This is a genomic window from Vibrio sp. JZG120, from assembly GCF_053890955.1.
In genome coordinates, this window is sequence record NZ_JBSRRK010000026.1 from 1 (window position 1) to 16,812 (window position 16,812).

Sequence of the window (16,812 nt, forward strand, 5' to 3'; positions counted from 1 at the left end):
GGCTACGACGATTAATGGGTGTAGCCGATCAGATCGTAGCTTCTTGATTTAGTTCCATCGATTTAAGCAACAAAGCCGTGTAATAGTGGAAAAGAGGAAGAAAAATATCAAAGTATAAATACGCATAAATACAGCCCTTGCTACTTAACTGACGCCAATGAAAATGATAATGATTTTTAATAGTGTGCTATTTACTCGAGAGTTAACGAGATGTATATGATGCGCATCACATTTATATGCGCCATTTTGATTATTTAGGGTTAATAGCGTCGAGGTGTATAATTTGCGCTCATATCAGCCCTAGTCCACCCCATCCTTAAAGCGCCACTCCAATTTTGGAGTGTGCATGACATTACAGACTAGCCGAAAGCAGGTGCCAGCCAGTGCCAAGCGCCTTAGTAGACTTGCACCTAACTGGTCATACGCGAATAACATTCTTAACTTTGGTTGCGGTAAGTTTCCCGACCTAACAGAAGAATACCTCACTAACTACCACAAGCAGATCATGACAGTCACTCACTATGACCCGAACTCGAAATCGTTAGACGTAGTAAACAATATTGCCGAAATTGACAGCTCAAAACGCCGTTTTTGCGTCATGTTATGCGCGAACGTACTTAACGTGTGCAAAGACCTAGACGCAGCGATCGCAGATATGGCCAAGATTGATTTTGATTGCGCGGTCATTCAAATCTATGAGGGCAACCGATCCGGTAAAGGCCGCAAAACGCGAGACGGCTACCAGCGCAATGAGCCAGTATCGGCTTACCTCCCTATCCTAACGAGCAACTTCCACAAGTTCGATGTGACCTTACACCGAAGCGATAAGTGCATCACTATCGTAAAAGGCCGTAAGTATTACGAGCTGGACGATTTGGAGGACTAATCATGCAACTGAATGAGACGTTCTTTGAAATCCCATGCGATGTAGTGACATTCGATGGCAAGGTGGAACACACAGAGCTAACCGACATCGATCGTGCGGTGGCTGCCTTTTTCCAGAACGTGCTTGATTCCTTAGTTGTGACTGACACTAAACGGCGAGAGAACAGTGAGTTTTCTCGCTTTGTTGGCCGTGATAAATCGAGAAAGATTTATTACGGCAACTTTACCGATCCAGTGTCATTCCTATCTAAGTTGACAGCCAAACTAGGTGACAAGGTGAAAGCAAACCGTAATGAGCTTTTGCCTGTTTGCTATATCACGCGCGATCCGGTGATTGGATTTGTTGATGGCGCGGAGTACGTCGATATTGCTGATTGTGGCGAACTAACCAATGAGCAAGATCAACCTTATGCCGTGGTTAATAAGTCCTTTGTCGCACTTACCTACCGCATTAATGCCCTAGCTTGGAACCAGTCTACCCTTAGCCGCCTAGCGCTAGGTTTAATCGTTTGGCTACGTCATACCAAGGGCAAGCGTAAGCACGTATTCAGAGCGAAAACCATGCTCGCTGATACTGAAATGGAAATCAGCATCGAGATACGTGGCCGTAAAGATGCGATGACCGAACCCGCCGAAGTAGACCATGAAAATACTCGCCTGTTTGCTTCCTCAATCTCTTTTGAAGTGATTGCAGAGGTTTATGAGGCCGAGTCGATCACTGTCCGTCAGGGCGCGATTGGTATGGGAGGCCGAGTCATTGAGTAATAAAGAATACTTTCTCGCCCAAAAAGTTGTCACCAACGAAAATGACATACCTATCGAGCACATTCATTCGTTTACCTACATTGAGTGCGCTTCGATGGACGGCAACAAGCTGGTTATGGAAATCATGGATCAGGCTGCCGTTTATCGGGATGACTACGGGATTAAGCGCGGTTCAGAGATAGAGGTCACGATGGCCGATGTGAACGAACGAGGCGATCAGGTTTGGATTGAAAAATTCATTGTGGCCAAGTCCACCAGCGCTGACGGCATGCTAACGGTTCAAGCGTTCCAAAAGGACGCACACCTACTTAAAGAGCCAGTCACAGCACCTCGATTCTTTGTCGAAATGCAGCCTAGAGACATTCTGGCCGAGCTATTACCCGATCTAAAAATCGAATGTGACAGCTTTGAGCGTAGCGCTACGTACCATTTAAACGCTGGTGGCACTAAGTCTCGCTTAATTCGAACAATGGCCAGAGATTACGGTTCAGCAGCGTTTATCTGCCGTGGTGTTATGCACTTTAAGTCGCTCAAGAACATGGATATGAGCGAGCAATTCAAGCTGGAACAGTCGAATCCAGAGGAAGCAGAGCACAGCATTGCGAACTACTCCATTATCGGAGAGGAAGCCCTGTTTGAGCGCGTTCTTAACCGTAACTATGCCTCTTGGGATACCGTCGAGGGTTTCCAAGGCGGTAAACGTTCGGGCGCTATGGTTATGGTTAGCGTCCCACAAGCCAAGGCGCTGAATAATCAACACATGGCCATCATCCCTATTTTGGATGTGGAACTTACCGGAAATACTGCCTTTACGCCTCTTTCGGTGTGCTCAGTGCTATTCCATAAACGGCTACCCGCTATCGAGCTGGATGAATCCATGCCAGAGAAACAAATCATAAACCGTGTCGCCCATTGCCAACGTGGGAACCGGTATCAGTGTCGTATCGAGTTAGGAGTACGCAACCTATGAGCGATTCGTCAGAGAACAGAACACGCACCAACGTCACTAACCGCTTGTTTGGTAGCTATCAGGCCGAGGTGGTAAATACCGTCCATCCGAAAGGTTTGTACATGGTATCCGTTCGCTTGCTTGGTTATTGGGATGCAATCCCCGATAAGAATCTCCCCTTTGCTGAGTTTCTACTGCCATTGGGCGCAAAACCGAGTAGCGGCCATGCAGTGCCAGTGGAAAAAGGGGATCTGGTTTGGGTGGATTTTCCTCGCAATGGCGATACCCGTTATCCCCGTATTACCGGATCACTTTACTACGCGCCTAACTACGAATCGTACTTACCAAGCGAGGTGAACGGCGAAGCCTATCAACCTAAACGAGCCGAGGGTGAACCCGAGCCACCAGCCTATGACCGCAAAGATGCGCTCTTTGTGCGATTTGGTTTGCGCGAGCTCATCACGCATCAAGGCGGCTACTCAGTAACGCATACCCAAAGCGGCACGGCCATTGAAATTACGCCAGATGGCCAATGTGTTATCCACGTCGAGGGCAATGCGTTTCGCAGCTCAACAGGGAACACATTGGAGCAAGTTGGAGGCGCACTAACTATCAAAGTGAAAGGCGATGCGAACATCGAAGCGGGTGGTAATGCAACCGTAAAAGCCTCCGGTAAAGCCAACCTAGAGGGCAATGAAGTGACCATTAAAGCGAGTGGTAACGTCAATATCGATGCTGGTGGCCAGTTCGCTGTTAAGGCTGCCGCAGCTCCATTTACATTAGGGTAATGCGCCATGCCAGCCGTAGGAATTGTAGGGAGTGTGGATAGTGGTCATGGTGGCTTTAGTCCAGGTGTTTTTGTTACTGGCCAGCCACTATTAACCGTGAATGGAATCAATGTTTTAGGGACGGGTGATATATCCGTCATGAACGTAAAGCCAGATAACCCGCCGCACGTTGGCGTTATTACTGGTAGTTCAAAACTTACTGTCAATGGCGTTCCGGTCGCAGTAGTAGGCGATGCCCTTGGGTGTGGCGCTACGCTGGTGAACGGTAACGACTTACTGACGATTGATTGAGGCAATTTGATGTTAGACATACAAGAGCAAATCGAGCAGTTTCGCCAGTTTTTAGACTTAGGCGGCCTCAAAGAAGCGGAGAACCTTACCCGAGGCAAATCCCTTAAAGTGAAGTGTGAAAGCTTGTCAGAGAAGCTATCAGGCTGCGTGAGCAAGGATATTGAGGACTACCAAGGCGCATCGCAGTTGGTGGCAACGCTTAAGGGTTTGAATAGCTCAGTGAGCGCAACGGTGGCCACGTTAACGCAATGGAATGAGCACCTAGTGTTGATCACCGCTCCAACCGACCTCGAACAAGTGTCTATTGGTGTGAACGTCAAACACAAGGTTGATGGCACAGAGGACAACGTACCCGTTCCGAGTATCTTGCCAATTACCAGCAAGGAAGAACTGAAAGCACTTGAGGCAGTGATCAACGGTCTTTCTGGCCATGTTGATGAGGCAGTGTCCCTAATGGCCCAAATCAACGGAGCCCTAACGCCACCAGCGCCACCAACGGGCGGTAGTGGCTCAGATGGTGGTGCAACCTTACCGCCGCCAGTCTTACCGCCAGAACTGGCCAACAAGGCCGATGCACTAAACGAGGTAATGACTCCGCTTGCTGGTGGCGTGGCCAGCTCAAGCAAGGTGATTGAGGCAATGATCATTGCGTCGAAAGAGGAACGCATCTTGGCGCTGGACTACTTCACTAAGGCGATTTCGTTTACCATTTGCAGCAACCAAACGAAAAAACCGAGCATCAAATACGCGACAGCAGAGATATTTATCCTGTAGAATGTTTTTGTATTTTGTAAGATTCCTATTCGTAATAAAAATTAACAATATGAGCTATTTAAATTAACCTTAACGCATACGAGTTATGCGGATTATTGTCGCTCCTTATCGTACTGGCGATTAACTTAGTTAAAGTCCGTAATGAGCTTAAAGCGACCAAGGCGCACCTATCCTTTGTGATACGCAAAAGCCTTAGCGTCGATGGCGAGTACATGTACGATGGATGCAAAATGAACGTGATATTTGATGCAGTACGATACAACGGAAATCAGTTTTACTTGATGCGCAACGATCAGGTAATGGCCAGCTTCCATGTAGAGCCGTATCGAGTAAGCCCTATTATTGATTACTTTAAATCAAACAAGATAGAGCCAGTTCAAAACCGACCATAATCCAAGCAAAGCCAGCGTTCGCGCTGGTTTTTTCTATGCGACAGGCAAAAAAAAGCCGCGACAGTGAGATGGTTCGCGGCAAGTGCAGAAGCTAAATTACAGGCTTGTAAAGTTGAATGAAGTTAAAACACTCATCCAGTGTCAATAACCGCAGCTCGACTAGGACAACGAGCTGACCTAAATAATATACCTCCTATTCCGAACATGGTCAACCCATAACTATATGTTAGTTAACTTGAGTTTGGAAATCTTAAAATGAAAAAAGTCTGTATTATTGTTGGTCATAGCTTCAAAGATGGTGGCGCACATAATGAAACATTCGGAATAAATGAGTACGCATACAATCATCCCCTAGCCAGCTTATTGGCTGCCGAACTGCATAAGCGCGACATTCTTCCAGTGATCATGTACCGAGATACCTACTCACGCATGATCGATGACGTGAACGGTTCGGCCGCTAACTATGCCATCGAGTTACATTGTAACAGCGTGGCCAATAAAGACGTTCAAGGCTCAGAGACATTGCATTGGCATAAGTCAGCCAAGAGCCAAGCACTCGCTCTGCGCCTACAAAAAGCGGTGGCTGAACTTATCGGACAGCGTAATCGTGGTCTTAAGCCTATCTCGAACACTGGTACTGATACTCGCGGTTGGCGTTTCTTGATGAAAACCAAAATGCCAGCCGTGATTTTGGAGCCGTTCTTTTTGTCTAACGATGAGTCGTTGCAAAAGGGATTAGAACTGCGCGAAAAGCTAGCCGTAGCACTGGCAGAAGCGTTCGCAGAACACATTAAAGAGAGCAATTAATGATGGGACTAGCAAAAGTGTTTACAAGCCGCCTATTTAAGAGCGCCACCAGCGAGAAAGTAGGTGGCATTATCCACGAACTAACCGAGTTTAGTGATCGTGTGTTTACCAGTGACGAAGAACGCAAAGAGTTTGCCTACAAACTGGCAGAGCTTGAAGCTGCCAGCTCTAACACATTGGTACGTACTGGACGCGCCGCTATGATGTGGAGCATCGCGCTGGTGGTCGTTTATCAACTCATTGTTCGTGACTTATTGGCCGTTTTCTATGGTGTTAAGCTTCCAGGCTTAGAGACTGACACACAAGAGCTGCTAAGCAATGTGTTCGGCTTTTTGGCTGGAACCCTATAACAACTAAAAATTTTTTAAATTTTTTTTAGTTGTCCTTTCCTATCCCCTTTTCTCTCAGTAAAAACACACGATCAACGACATAGAAACCCCTGTCGTTACCATTCCCACAAACGCGCACAAAAAGACATAAATTCACTATATAACAATAAGTTAAATTCAACTTCACCCCTGTTTTTTTCGCATTAAATCTTAATTACTATCCGAAATTGAGCGAGTTTTTACCGCTTTTCTGCGGCTTAACGATTCCGAATGCACTCAATTAATAACTAAGGTTTATTTACATGGCAGATAAACGTTCTAACTTCAACAAACGCATTGAGGCGATTCATTTAGGCGCTCAAGCAATGCGTAATCTGTGTATCGAATCCCAATTCGATTCACAAACAGGCATGTTTCTAACTGACGACAATTCTCGTGGCGCGGCTATTTTGTCAGCCATTGCGAATGAGCCTATGTTCGAGTCAGTGTCTCAAGAAACAGCGGTTGGCATCGTATCAGGTATGCAATCTGCGGTACGTGAATACGAAAAGACTTACGGCCACCTACCTAGCGACGAACTAATGGCATCAGCTCACGCAACTATGCGTAACATGATGACATTAGAGGGCGCTAAGCGTGATGGCTCAACAGGCGCAATGATGCTTGAGTCTATCGGTCAGTCTCTATCAACGTCAGAGGGTGTTGAAATCCGCGCGAAAATGGTTGGCCTAGTGCTGCCTGTGCTTTTAGAGACAGCAACACTTGACGCTGTAACGATGATCCCAGCGGGAGCCAACGAAGTTGAGATCTTCAAAGTGTACCGCCGCACTGGCTCAAACTTTGGTGACTTCGCAGCGGGCACTGAAATCGACCAAGCAACGGTTGGCCAATACTCGTCTATGCGTCAGCGTTACAAGTTTGTCGCTGAACAACAACCAGACGGCACTAAGAAAACTCACGTCTTTGACTCTAAGACTGACCTACAGCACACCAAGTTTGAAATCCCATTCACGAAGACATCTGTTTCCCTATTTATTAACCATAAACGTGTGGCTCGCGACCTAGACAGCAACGGCAGTCAAATAATGACAGGCACTCACAATGGTATGGTTATTAACTGTCAGATAGACCATGCAAAAGGCAAAGTTACCGTCACTCCAACATCGGCCCTGCCAGCAGAGACCGTTCTGCATATCGAGTTCGAAGTAGACATTGAAAGACGCCCTGACCTTATCCCGACGATCGACCATGATATGGATTCTCGCATACTGCGCCCACGTCAAAACGCAATCGCAGCAGACGCGACGATCCAAGCGATGTTCACAATGCAACGCGAGTTTGGCCAAGATCTGAAATCTCTACAGATGAGTCACATGCGCAACACATTGGCATCGGAAAAAGCGACTCGCCACCTAGTAGATATGGACTTTGCTTGTACGCGCGAAGAAACATTCAATATCTACGTAGCGGCTGGTGAAGATTGGCGTCTACATCGTGAACGTCTAAACGAAGTTCTTCTAAACGTTTCTACGAAGATCCTACAAGCGACTCGCACAACTGGCATGACAGGTATCTTTGCTGGTACTGGCGCGTCAACAATACTTAAGTCTCTTGGTGCTCCATACTTCGTTGCTCCGGCTAAATACCAACAGAAAAACGCTATCCACTACGCAGGTAAATTGTTCGGCATGTGGAAAGTGTTCGAGTGTCCGGTAGTTATCGGTACGAACGACATGCTTTGTTACGGTCGCGGTTCTTCTCACTCAGAAGCGGGTTACGTAGCGGGTGATGCGATCGCAGCAACCATGTACACACATCCGATCGGCAAAGGTCTAGTAGCGTCTAACACGCTATACGAATTGGCCTACGGCGAGATCCATCCATTCGACGGTGAGAACTACTTCTACCGTGTGAAACTTATCGACGAAGCTCCTGTAGCAGCTGCGGCGTAAGGCAAGTAAGCGGCAGTCTTACGGGCTGCCGCTCTTGGGGAGTACGATGAAAGAAACGATCGTTTTAGTCACCAACCTCACACCAAAGGAAATCACGGTACAGGGTCGCGTCATGCCACCACTGACTAAAGATTTCCCTCTCTCAGTTTTCAACGTGAACCGCTTCAAACACGAAGTGGAAGCGGCCTATCCAAACGGCCTCGTTTCGGTTCGTCTTGAGCCAACGGTTTTACCAGAAGCTCAGAAGCAACCAGACACAGCCACCAGCGACAACGGCACGGCGCTATCCGCGCTTGAGCTTAGTGCAAGCGTTGAAAAAGCACTGATTAACCACGGTGTGACAACGGTTGAGCAACTAACCGAAATGACGAAAGACAACGTTATTGCGGTGAAAGGTATTGCTCAAGCGGGTTTGCAAGAAATTGTAGACCAGCTTGCAGCACAGGATCTAACGCTGAAAGAGACAGAGAATGAGTAAGATTGAATTTTCAATAGATAACGTCTCACAAGTTGCGGTTGCGCCAATTAACGCTGACTCGACAACTAAGCAAGGCACTGGCTCAAACCAGCTAGTGTTTGGCGGTGTGATAGTGTCTCAAAAAGGTAAGCCGTTCGAGGTTATTCCGGTAACGGCGGCTAACTTCCTAGACAAACTAGGTAAGCCTTACCACTCAAGCCTTGGCAAATTGGCTGACGGCATGCGCGTTCTTGATGAAGCATTGCGCGGCGGTAATGGCTACGTGGTTCGTGTCGTACCAAAAACGGCAACCTATCCAGCTATCAAGCTAACTAAACCAGCAGACGAGGTAACGATTACTAACGAAGCGATCAGCTACTCGGCTGACCTATCGCTAGAAGAAGGCGAATTTTTAGCGTTCGCTATCAAAGACGGTGCTCAATCAGACAACCGTTCTATCACACTAGCAAAAGCCGATGAGCAAGTTTATGGCGCTGGCATGTTCACTCTTACCCTAGAGGAAGAACAAGCGGCTGGTGGCTCTGTAGTGCTAGAAGAATGGGTTGTATCCCTAGAGCCTACAGCAGTAGACCAAATGGGTAGCGCTGCGTTTATCGAGACTGTTCTTGAAGAACGTTCGCAGTACCTAACTTGTCGTATCGATGCAGAAGTAGCGAAACGCGAAGTTACTGCAATTGCTAAAACCAAATTCACTGGCGCGACCAACGGCAATATTAGCGACATTACGGCTGAAGATTACCAGAAAGCAGTGAAAGCACTACGCACGACCGTGTACAGCTACAACTACGTTTGTGGTTTGGGCTGCTACGAAACAGCGGTAATCACTGACCTAGCGCAAATCTGTAAAGACAAACGCATTTCTGGCTACTTCGATGTTGATCCTCGCCTAACGCACGAAGCGGCATTGGAGTTCAAAAAAGGTCTGAACTTCAACAATCATCGCGCTTCATTCGTGCATATCCCTTACCAAGCTAAGTGTCGTTTCTACGGCAACATGGCGGTATGGGGCGGCTCAGGTATCGGCTTTGCAGCTAAAGCGCTTGGCGTTGCTAAGACCTCTCCGGTCGGCGGTTGGCACTACACACCAGCGGGTGTTGAACGTGCTGTTATCCAACGTACTGGCCTAAAACCAATCCAAGGTGCTGGCGAGCCTAACTACCAAGAAATGTACAAGGCACGTCTAAACAAACTAGGCACAGACGAAAACGGCAACCTGTTCATTGATGACTCTCTAACGTCATCTGCGGCTGAAAACTACCTACGTTTTGAGCAAGTCGTGTCTATTGCTGACGCTATCTCACGCGACTTCTACGCACTAGGTAATCGCCTAAAACACCAACCTGACGGTGCAACGCTTGAGGGTCTAACTGACGGTATGGCCAGTATCCTAGAGGGCTATGAAGCCGTTGGTGCGCTAGTGACACCTCGCAATCCAGCTCAAGACGGCGAGAACGCTTGGACGCTGGAAGTTAAGCAAGTCGAAATCGATTACTGGAAAGTCACTTGGTCGTTCTGTCCAACTGGCTCCGCACGTCGAATCCTTGGTGAACCTGTACTAATCCGTTAATCAACAAAGAGCAAGAATAGAATGAAATCAATGTTTTCTGAGGGTTCTGTTCTTGCTCGCCCATTTGTGATGCCACAAGTGGCCGAGCAGGAACAAACTGAAACTGCATTTTTTGAGTCTGTAACAGAAGACCAACTTCTTGAGTCAATCAACCGTGCATCAACCATCATGGCTCGCCAAGACGCAGCAGCAGCTTGTGTTCAGTGGGTTAACGGTGGTGACAGCTCAATCGACAACCTAGACGCAATGCTATTTGGCATGGCTGGTGGCGATGACGATGCAGAGCTAACCGATGGCCAAGCAGCGCTATACGAATCGCTACAAGAAGCGGCTAGCGAGTTTATTGCTCAAGTTGGCCAGCCAAAAGAGGGCGACATGCTAGAAGCACTGGAAGATCCAGAAGCGGCAGATCGCATCTTTGAATCCCTAGAGCGTGGCCTAGACAACGTGGACTCAGACGAAGCGATCGCAGAGTTCGCCGTTCGTGAATCCATGATGCTTGAAGCGCTTAAGAAAGTGATCCGTGACGGCAAGGTAACTTACATCAAAACCAATCGCCGTAAGCGCCGTATGAGTGCAGCACAAAAAGCAGCACTTAAGAAAGCGCGCGCGAAAGCTCACAGCTCAGCGGCTAAAGCAGCTCGCAAAAAGTCTAACCGCATGCGCGATTCTCGCGGTATAGACAAGTAAGGGTAAGCAATGGCTGTAATTGTCGGCGTACCTAATGATGATGGCGTGTCTATCCACAATAAATGCGCCATTACACAAGTCATAGGCGGTCAAGAGGTTACGGTCATTGGTTACATGACTGATGAGTGTCAGCTTGCCTTTAGAGCGATATGGGAAGCGCCGTTTGAGGGCGATTCCGTGGGTAACATCAATGCCCTAGATAAAACGTCCTCAATCGCGCAAACCGTGTCGGATAAGACGAGTAAAACACTATGGAACAGTCAGCAAGTTTGGCAAGGGAACGAACCGCCAGAGATAACCATAACGCTTAAATTTGTCGCGTTCACCAATGCCAAATCCGAGGTTAATGATCCCATTAAATACCTGGCTCAGATGATCAGTCCCGAGCTGCAAAATACTGTTCCAGTCAGTTACGATGGCCTTGGTGGCCGTGTTCCAAGTGATGCGAGATTCAAGATTGGCAAAGCGCTCAATCTACCTATGCGAATTAGCGAGGTGAGTTATGACATTAACGCACCTAAGACGCGAGACGGCAATTTCGCTTACAACACGGTAACTATTACCGCCGCTCCTAAGCAAATGATTAATCAGTCACAGATTGCTAACCACTTCCAATAGAATAGGTGTAATTATGGCCGGAGCATTTAACGCAAAAGGCGATATGAATTTCTTGAAACAGAAATTCACTAAGAACGTCCAAGCTGGCGAAAAGATGATGGGTACAGAGTTCGAAATGAAAATCGAAGAATACCCAAATATCAGCGTTTTGGTTCGTTCTACTCAGTTTCCAGCAATGAGTCGTGCAGACGTAGAAGATTTTGGCCAAATGGGCTTGGGCTACATCCAAAATGGTGCGCTTGAGAATAAAGGCGAAATCGCGGTAACGTGCGTAGAAACTATCACTGGTACAGTGCTAGATATGCTGCGTGAAATCGTTCGTGACAAGAAAATGGTCACAGTGGTTATCGAGTCTACGCCTGAATCGACTAAAGGTAAGGGTGCTAAGTCACATCGATTCCGTTTAGAGCACGTAAAAGTGCGCGCAGACGTGATCGACCTATCAACAGAAGATACTGCGGCACTGGTTAAGCCAGCTATCACACTGCAATACAACTGGGTAGACTTCTAATCGCCAAACCAACCTATTCTATTCCCCACAAAAAGGCCGCCAATTAGGCGGCTTTTTTGATGCTCTTAAGCTTTGGTTAGCCTATCTTTCAAGTCGGCTGGTGCAATGTAGGTATTCTCGTTGCCATCCTTTGATTTGAACAGCAATTTCAGCTCTACCAGCTTCTCAAGATACTTGCGCGCAGAGGTATGAGACACGTCAAAATCAGACTGAATTTCCTTAACTGAAAAGACACGTCCGGCGGTTTCTAATCCCTTGGTCAGAATCACAATGTGCGGCAGCTTCAACACATCCTTAAGCTTGGAGTCGTCTAGCAGCTCCCGCACCTCTCTCGTATCTTCAATTTTAGATTTGATGTACTCGTTAAAGCGCTCAATCGCCTTAATGATGACCGTTAACTGGTAGTCCACAAAGTGCGTTAAGTCGTTGTCGTCCGTTTCGGTGTAAACGTAGCTTCTAACGTACTTGGTTGACGCGAGTTTTAGTGGAGCAGAGATCGAGACGTACTTAAAGTTCTCATAACCATGCTTAAGGATGAACCAATAGAAAAGCGCCCTAGCCGTTCTCCCGTTGCCGTCCATGAATGGATGTATGTAGCCAATCATAAAGTGCAGAATACAACCCTTAACGATTGGGTTAATAAAATTGGTGCTGGTGGTATGGTCGGTATTAGCGAAGTCACATAGTTGCTCGATGAGCTTCAAAACGTGCTCATGTTCGGGCGCTTCGTGAACAATATCGCCAGTGGCCACGTCTCTAACCATGACCGCATCCGTTCTGTATTGGCCAGCAACGTGCTCATTCTCTAACACGCCATCGGTGGCAATGTCATTAAACCCGCTAATCAATTCTGGTGTGAGCTCTACATCCTTAAGATCATCGGCCATCATGATCAAACGCCAGTTATTGATAATCATACGTTCGGAGTCATCTTTAGGCTCACGTTCTGTTTCAAGCATTTCCTTAGCGACTTTACGCGTTGTGGCCGCTCCCTCCAATTGGGCGCTGCTAATGGCTTCTTCCATGATCACGCTTTTCACTAGGTGCGCCTTTTTATCTTGCGCAGATAGCGGCAAATCTTCTAATTTGAGCTGTTTATCGATACGGAATAGCTTAGCGTCGAGACTGGCGGCACTAAGTTGGAACGGATTGCCCTTTTCATCAACAAGCGAAATGTCGTTAAGGCTACGTCTAATTTTTAGGGCATGCCAAGCATAGTTCTTTTGGTCGCGTTTAAACTCTTTTGAACGGTACTGAAAGTCATTCCAATGCAAGTAGTTACTGCTACTGTCAAACCCGTATTTAATTGGGTCTAGCTTGTCGATTAACTCTACTACTTTAATGAAATCAGTGGGTTTTGCTGGTGGGACGCTAACTCCCGCAATCTTTCTGCTCATCTCGTGAAACTTTTTTTAAATGTTTAATGAATCCAGTATTGCACACAGGCAGTGAGAGTCAATCGCTTATCTATCTAAGAATTGTAAGAGGTGTAATGCTTTGCTGAATACTTTCAATAGTACAGTTGCTCCCTTAACTGCCATCCCGAGCAATCAATATTTGATGCCAGTGACCAACTGATCTGCTCCATCCAGACTGATGAAATGGTCTTCCCCTCACTTTAGTCAGCAACATGTTGAGGCAAAATTGACATGTGCATTCAGTTTGAAGAATTAGTGAGGGATTCATGATGAGATGTAAAACAGTTGGTATCGATTTGGCAAAAAACTCTTTCTATTTTATAACGTTAAATGAACATGGTAAGCAAGTCGCTAAAAAGAAACTAAGTAGAAATAAAGTCATACCTTTCTTCGCTAATCACGAGCAATGCACGATTGCGATGGAGGCCTGCGGTTCTTCTCATTACTGGGGGCGAGAATTTCAAAAGCTAGGGCATGAAGTACAGTTATTACCAGCTCAGCACGTGAAAGCATACTTACGCGGACAAAAGAATGATTACAATGATGCGCTAGCGATTGCAGAAGCATCACAACACGGCTCTATTCGACAAGTTGCTGTAAAAAGTTTAGGTCAGCAAGATGAACAAAGTATTCTCCAAACACGTCGTTTATTAAGTGTGGAACAAACACGGTTAATTAATCACATAAGGGGCCTGCTTAGTGAGTACGGTATCGTTATTGAAAAAAGTGTTCCCGCCTTTAAGCGAGAACTTCCTTTGGTTCTCGAAGACGCGACTAATGGTTTGACCGATACATTTCGCATGCTATTGAATCGTCAGCATCAAAGGCTATTAGAATTATGCGAAGAACTTCAGTGGTATCACGATTATATTAAATCTGTTGCAAAAGAGGATGATACCTGCCAACGGCTCGTTACCATGCCAGGAATTGGTCCAATCGTTGGAATGACACTAAAAGCATGGATGGGTGATAGACAACAATTTAAACGGGGTCGAGATGCTTCCGCTGCTCTCGGACTGGTTCCGCGTCAGCATAGTACCGGAGGGAAACCCCTTTTGCTTGGAATTAGTAAGCGTGGAGACTCTTATACCCGCAGTCAGTTAATCAATGGTGCACGAGCTGTTGTAGCTCGCTCCAAAAACAAGAATGATATGCTGAGTAGTTGGATCAATCGACTAGTGGAAAAGAGAGGCTTTAATCGAGCGGTCATTGCGTATGCGAACAAAATGCTTCGGATGGCTTGGGTTATCGTAGCTAAAAAGCAGAGATACATACCTGCTGAGAAGTTAATAGCTCAATAGTGTACAACTAGCCCAAATAAACATACCAAATTTGTGTTACTGCAATTCTCGATGAAAAACAGGTCAAACCGACGTGCTGAAAACCTGAAAGTGTCCACGGATAAAAACCGACAGACTGATAAGGACGGCACGTGCGAATGATTCATCAAGGTCCGAAGTTTAAGTAAAGCTTCCTCAAGAGGCCGGATATATGATAGCTAACCTTGTTCCTTTTATCTGAAATGCAGCTTGCACAAATGGGGAAGACCATATATGGACACTTCATTAAGCGACATTTTGTTGTTCAAAGTTAACTGGGCTTAGATACCCAAGAGCACTGTGCCTTCTCATCCGATTATAATCAACCTCTATATACTCGAAGATCGTTTGGCGCATCTGGTCTCTCGTCATAATGGGCTCATATTGGATCGCTTCCACTTTCATAGAAAGGAAGAAGCTCTCACTCAACACAAGCATTGTCCCAGCAATTTCCTTTCCTACTCATACTTTCTTCTAGATTATAAGCAGTTATGAGATCTCGATAATCTTTTGAGCAGTACTGACTACCTCGATCACTATGAACGATAACCTGCTCGGGGAATCCGCGACGGAACAACGCCATTGATAGCGCATCACAGACCAGCGTAGCCTTCATTCTGGTATCCATAGACCATCCAATTACTTGTCTTGAGTAAAGGTCAATAATTACCGCCAAGTACAGCCAGCTTTCGCTTGTCGCTATATATTTAATTTGTCTTTTAATTCTTCAACAGGTATTGGGGGGCTTAGATAGAAACCTTGGGCTTGTTCACAGCCTAACTCTTCAAGAATTCGTAACTGGTGATCGGTTTCTACTCCTTCCGCAACGACTTGAATTCCGAACCCTTTTGCAATGTCGATAATCCCTGAAGTGATCGCTCTTGAACGATAATCAACCGCAATATCTTTGATGAAACTACGATCTATCTTGATTTCATCGACGTCGAGTCTATTGAAAATTCTAAATGAGGTATAACCGACCCCAAAGTCATCGATAGAGAACGCTACACCACACCTTTTCATTTTTGTTACTAGGCTTGCACACTTTTCTATATTCTTAAGTGAGGCTGTCTCTGTGATTTCAAGGCATAGGTATTTTGAAAGTTCAGTGTCTTGATTTAGCTGATACTCAATTTGATGAATACCCTCAGTGCTATTTAGCTCAGTCGCTGAAATATTTACAGATACGCTTTGGATGACACGGCCTAGGAGCTGAGCTTCTTTAAGTTGCTTTGATGCTTGCTTGATTACTAGCTTCGTTAAAGCGCTACTAAGATTATTTTCTTCTGCCAGCGTGACAAATACTGATGGAGATATATCTCCGTATTGAGAGTGGGTCCAGCGAGATAGCACTTCAACTCCCGTCATTCTCTTGTCTTTTAGGCGATATTTTGGTTGAAAGACTATCTGTATTTGCTCTTCTTGAATCGCATGACGCAACTCTATAATCATGCGTTGTTTTTGGAAATCTTCTTCAGCGAGTTTTTTGTCGTGGTATCGGATAGTATTTTTTGTTTTTTTTGCCTGAGCTAGAGCATATTTTGCCGACGACATGAGTTGCTTGACACTCTCTCCATCATACGGGTAGAAGGCCACACCAATAGAGCATGTCACATCAATTTCATGATTTTTTGCATGTTGATTAAACTGCTTTTGAACGCGAGCTAAGTGCAGAGCTATTTGATTTTCATCATGCATTCTTACCAAACAAGCAAACCCATCAGAGTGTATTCGTGATGAGAGAAGAGGAAAGACCGTATGAGAGTCAATAGATTGTGCGATATCCTTTAAAAACTGACTACTTTTCGTAAAACCGAGGCGATCGGCTATGGGTTTAAAGTTATCAATATCAAGAAGAAAAAGAACGTAGTGCTCATCTTCTTTGGCATTTTGGATTTTTTGTTCTAGGCAGCGAAAAAATACCAAAGGGCTGTGTAAACCTGTTACAGAGTCAATGTCATTCGCCTGTTCAAGTTCTCGATTGTTCTTTTTTACCAGTCCCCACAGCAATAAAGATGTGACCACTATAAATAACATTCCCTTCAGTGATTGAACCAAGGTATAGACTTGTGTATTGCTCGATAGGAGTTCTACTGCTTTATCTGACAACCAAACCCATAGCGACGCAAACACAAAGTAGGTAAAAACGAACTTAGTGGAGGATTTTATATCTCTTTTCATATTTACCACAGTATTATTATTAGAAGTGGACCCCAATGGTTGGACACATAAGCTAATTCCTTAAGTGGTTGATCCAGCTCATGCTGCGTATCTCTGCC

General features: G+C 45.9%; 18 protein-coding genes and 1 pseudogene. 16 read left to right on the plus strand and 3 right to left on the minus strand.

Features of this window, described 5'->3' with window-relative positions; genetic code table 11:
* The first annotated feature begins 346 nt into the window (after positions 1-346).
* From ACWPOD_RS23095 to ACWPOD_RS23165, 15 genes are all read left to right on the plus strand, one after another.
* Positions 347-886, plus strand: coding sequence for a hypothetical protein (locus ACWPOD_RS23095; protein ID WP_237309712.1), 540 nt, complete (start codon positions 347-349; stop codon positions 884-886).
* Between the two features lie 2 nt (positions 887-888).
* The gene (locus ACWPOD_RS23100; protein WP_237309711.1) at positions 889-1,650 is read left to right on the plus strand and encodes a hypothetical protein; all 762 of its coding nucleotides are present in this window, start codon (positions 889-891) and stop codon (positions 1,648-1,650) included.
* Positions 1,643-2,620: a hypothetical protein gene (locus tag ACWPOD_RS23105; RefSeq protein ID WP_456232275.1), complete on the plus strand. Its 978-nt coding sequence runs from the start codon at positions 1,643-1,645 to the stop codon at positions 2,618-2,620. The genes ACWPOD_RS23100 and ACWPOD_RS23105 overlap by 8 nt, the downstream gene beginning before the upstream one ends.
* Positions 2,617-3,387 carry a hypothetical protein gene (locus ACWPOD_RS23110; protein ID WP_456232276.1) on the plus strand — a complete coding sequence of 257 codons (771 nt, stop codon included), beginning with the start codon at positions 2,617-2,619 and terminating at the stop codon, positions 3,385-3,387. Before ACWPOD_RS23105 ends, ACWPOD_RS23110 begins: the two co-directional genes overlap by 4 nt.
* Positions 3,388-3,393: 6 nt before the next feature.
* Complete coding sequence (locus ACWPOD_RS23115) at positions 3,394-3,678, plus strand: PAAR domain-containing protein (protein ID WP_456232277.1); 285 nt, start codon at positions 3,394-3,396, stop codon at positions 3,676-3,678.
* Between the two features lie 9 nt (positions 3,679-3,687).
* Complete coding sequence (locus ACWPOD_RS23120; protein ID WP_456232278.1) at positions 3,688-4,452, plus strand: hypothetical protein; 765 nt, start codon at positions 3,688-3,690, stop codon at positions 4,450-4,452.
* A gap of 95 nt (positions 4,453-4,547) precedes the next feature.
* Entirely contained in the window at positions 4,548-4,844 is a 297-nt protein-coding gene (locus ACWPOD_RS23125; protein WP_272165549.1) for a hypothetical protein, read from the plus strand.
* 255 nt (positions 4,845-5,099) lie between these two features.
* On the plus strand, positions 5,100-5,651 hold the full coding sequence (locus ACWPOD_RS23130; RefSeq protein WP_456232279.1) for an N-acetylmuramoyl-L-alanine amidase: 552 nt from the start codon (positions 5,100-5,102) through the stop codon (positions 5,649-5,651).
* A complete protein-coding gene (locus tag ACWPOD_RS23135; protein WP_456232280.1) occupies positions 5,651-6,001 on the plus strand; it encodes a hypothetical protein in 351 nt (116 codons plus the stop codon). The genes ACWPOD_RS23130 and ACWPOD_RS23135 overlap by 1 nt, the downstream gene beginning before the upstream one ends.
* 281 nt (positions 6,002-6,282) lie before the next feature.
* A complete protein-coding gene (locus ACWPOD_RS23140; RefSeq protein WP_256951995.1) occupies positions 6,283-7,932 on the plus strand; it encodes a hypothetical protein in 1,650 nt (549 codons plus the stop codon).
* A gap of 46 nt (positions 7,933-7,978) precedes the next feature.
* Positions 7,979-8,410: a DNA-directed RNA polymerase subunit alpha C-terminal domain-containing protein gene (locus ACWPOD_RS23145; protein ID WP_395206129.1), complete on the plus strand. Its 432-nt coding sequence runs from the start codon at positions 7,979-7,981 to the stop codon at positions 8,408-8,410.
* The gene (locus ACWPOD_RS23150; protein WP_395206130.1) at positions 8,403-9,977 is read left to right on the plus strand and encodes a hypothetical protein; all 1,575 of its coding nucleotides are present in this window, start codon (positions 8,403-8,405) and stop codon (positions 9,975-9,977) included. The genes ACWPOD_RS23145 and ACWPOD_RS23150 overlap by 8 nt, the downstream gene beginning before the upstream one ends.
* Positions 9,978-9,998: 21 nt before the next feature.
* Complete coding sequence (locus ACWPOD_RS23155; protein WP_282150524.1) at positions 9,999-10,667, plus strand: hypothetical protein; 669 nt, start codon at positions 9,999-10,001, stop codon at positions 10,665-10,667.
* Positions 10,668-10,676: 9 nt separating this feature from the next.
* Positions 10,677-11,285: a hypothetical protein gene (locus tag ACWPOD_RS23160; protein ID WP_282150523.1), complete on the plus strand. Its 609-nt coding sequence runs from the start codon at positions 10,677-10,679 to the stop codon at positions 11,283-11,285.
* Between the two features lie 13 nt (positions 11,286-11,298).
* Positions 11,299-11,796 (plus strand): hypothetical protein, encoded by a 498-nt coding sequence (locus ACWPOD_RS23165; RefSeq protein WP_282150522.1) that lies wholly within the window; start codon positions 11,299-11,301, stop codon positions 11,794-11,796.
* A gap of 65 nt (positions 11,797-11,861) precedes the next feature.
* On the opposite strand, the gene ACWPOD_RS23170 is transcribed toward ACWPOD_RS23165, so the two are convergent.
* The gene (locus ACWPOD_RS23170; RefSeq protein WP_282150521.1) at positions 11,862-13,193 is read right to left on the minus strand and encodes a Fic family protein; all 1,332 of its coding nucleotides are present in this window, start codon (positions 13,191-13,193) and stop codon (positions 11,862-11,864) included.
* 287 nt (positions 13,194-13,480) lie between these two features.
* Between ACWPOD_RS23170 and ACWPOD_RS23175 the strand changes: the two genes are divergently transcribed.
* Positions 13,481-14,515, plus strand: coding sequence for an IS110 family RNA-guided transposase (locus tag ACWPOD_RS23175; RefSeq protein ID WP_456232281.1), 1,035 nt, complete (start codon positions 13,481-13,483; stop codon positions 14,513-14,515).
* Between the two features lie 264 nt (positions 14,516-14,779).
* Here the strand turns inward: ACWPOD_RS23175 and ACWPOD_RS23180 are convergent.
* Positions 14,780-15,245, minus strand: a pseudogene (locus ACWPOD_RS23180) (IS3 family transposase); the annotation flags it as partial.
* Positions 15,233-16,714 carry a putative bifunctional diguanylate cyclase/phosphodiesterase gene (locus ACWPOD_RS23185; protein ID WP_282150519.1) on the minus strand — a complete coding sequence of 494 codons (1,482 nt, stop codon included), beginning with the start codon at positions 16,712-16,714 and terminating at the stop codon, positions 15,233-15,235. The pseudogene ACWPOD_RS23180 and the gene ACWPOD_RS23185, both read right to left, overlap by 13 nt.
* Positions 16,715-16,812 lie beyond the last annotated feature (98 nt).

Bases quoted from the DNA above. Each gene is read 5' to 3' on its own strand.
- ACWPOD_RS23185 (WP_282150519.1), bottom strand. From the start codon at position 16,714: ATGAAAAGAGATATAAAATCCTCCACTAAGTTCGTTTTTACCTACTTT.
- ACWPOD_RS23170 (WP_282150521.1), bottom strand. From the start codon at position 13,193: ATGAGCAGAAAGATTGCGGGAGTTAGCGTCCCACCAGCAAAACCCACT.
- ACWPOD_RS23145 (WP_395206129.1), top strand. From the start codon at position 7,979: ATGAAAGAAACGATCGTTTTAGTCACCAACCTCACACCAAAGGAAATC.
- ACWPOD_RS23135 (WP_456232280.1), top strand. From the start codon at position 5,651: ATGATGGGACTAGCAAAAGTGTTTACAAGCCGCCTATTTAAGAGCGCC.
- ACWPOD_RS23095 (WP_237309712.1), top strand. From the start codon at position 347: ATGACATTACAGACTAGCCGAAAGCAGGTGCCAGCCAGTGCCAAGCGC.
- ACWPOD_RS23140 (WP_256951995.1), top strand. From the start codon at position 6,283: ATGGCAGATAAACGTTCTAACTTCAACAAACGCATTGAGGCGATTCAT.
- ACWPOD_RS23155 (WP_282150524.1), top strand. From the start codon at position 9,999: ATGAAATCAATGTTTTCTGAGGGTTCTGTTCTTGCTCGCCCATTTGTG.
- ACWPOD_RS23150 (WP_395206130.1), top strand. From the start codon at position 8,403: ATGAGTAAGATTGAATTTTCAATAGATAACGTCTCACAAGTTGCGGTT.
- ACWPOD_RS23100 (WP_237309711.1), top strand. From the start codon at position 889: ATGCAACTGAATGAGACGTTCTTTGAAATCCCATGCGATGTAGTGACA.
- ACWPOD_RS23110 (WP_456232276.1), top strand. From the start codon at position 2,617: ATGAGCGATTCGTCAGAGAACAGAACACGCACCAACGTCACTAACCGC.
- ACWPOD_RS23130 (WP_456232279.1), top strand. From the start codon at position 5,100: ATGAAAAAAGTCTGTATTATTGTTGGTCATAGCTTCAAAGATGGTGGC.
- ACWPOD_RS23175 (WP_456232281.1), top strand. From the start codon at position 13,481: ATGATGAGATGTAAAACAGTTGGTATCGATTTGGCAAAAAACTCTTTC.
- ACWPOD_RS23115 (WP_456232277.1), top strand. From the start codon at position 3,394: ATGCCAGCCGTAGGAATTGTAGGGAGTGTGGATAGTGGTCATGGTGGC.
- ACWPOD_RS23120 (WP_456232278.1), top strand. From the start codon at position 3,688: ATGTTAGACATACAAGAGCAAATCGAGCAGTTTCGCCAGTTTTTAGAC.
- ACWPOD_RS23160 (WP_282150523.1), top strand. From the start codon at position 10,677: ATGGCTGTAATTGTCGGCGTACCTAATGATGATGGCGTGTCTATCCAC.
- ACWPOD_RS23165 (WP_282150522.1), top strand. From the start codon at position 11,299: ATGGCCGGAGCATTTAACGCAAAAGGCGATATGAATTTCTTGAAACAG.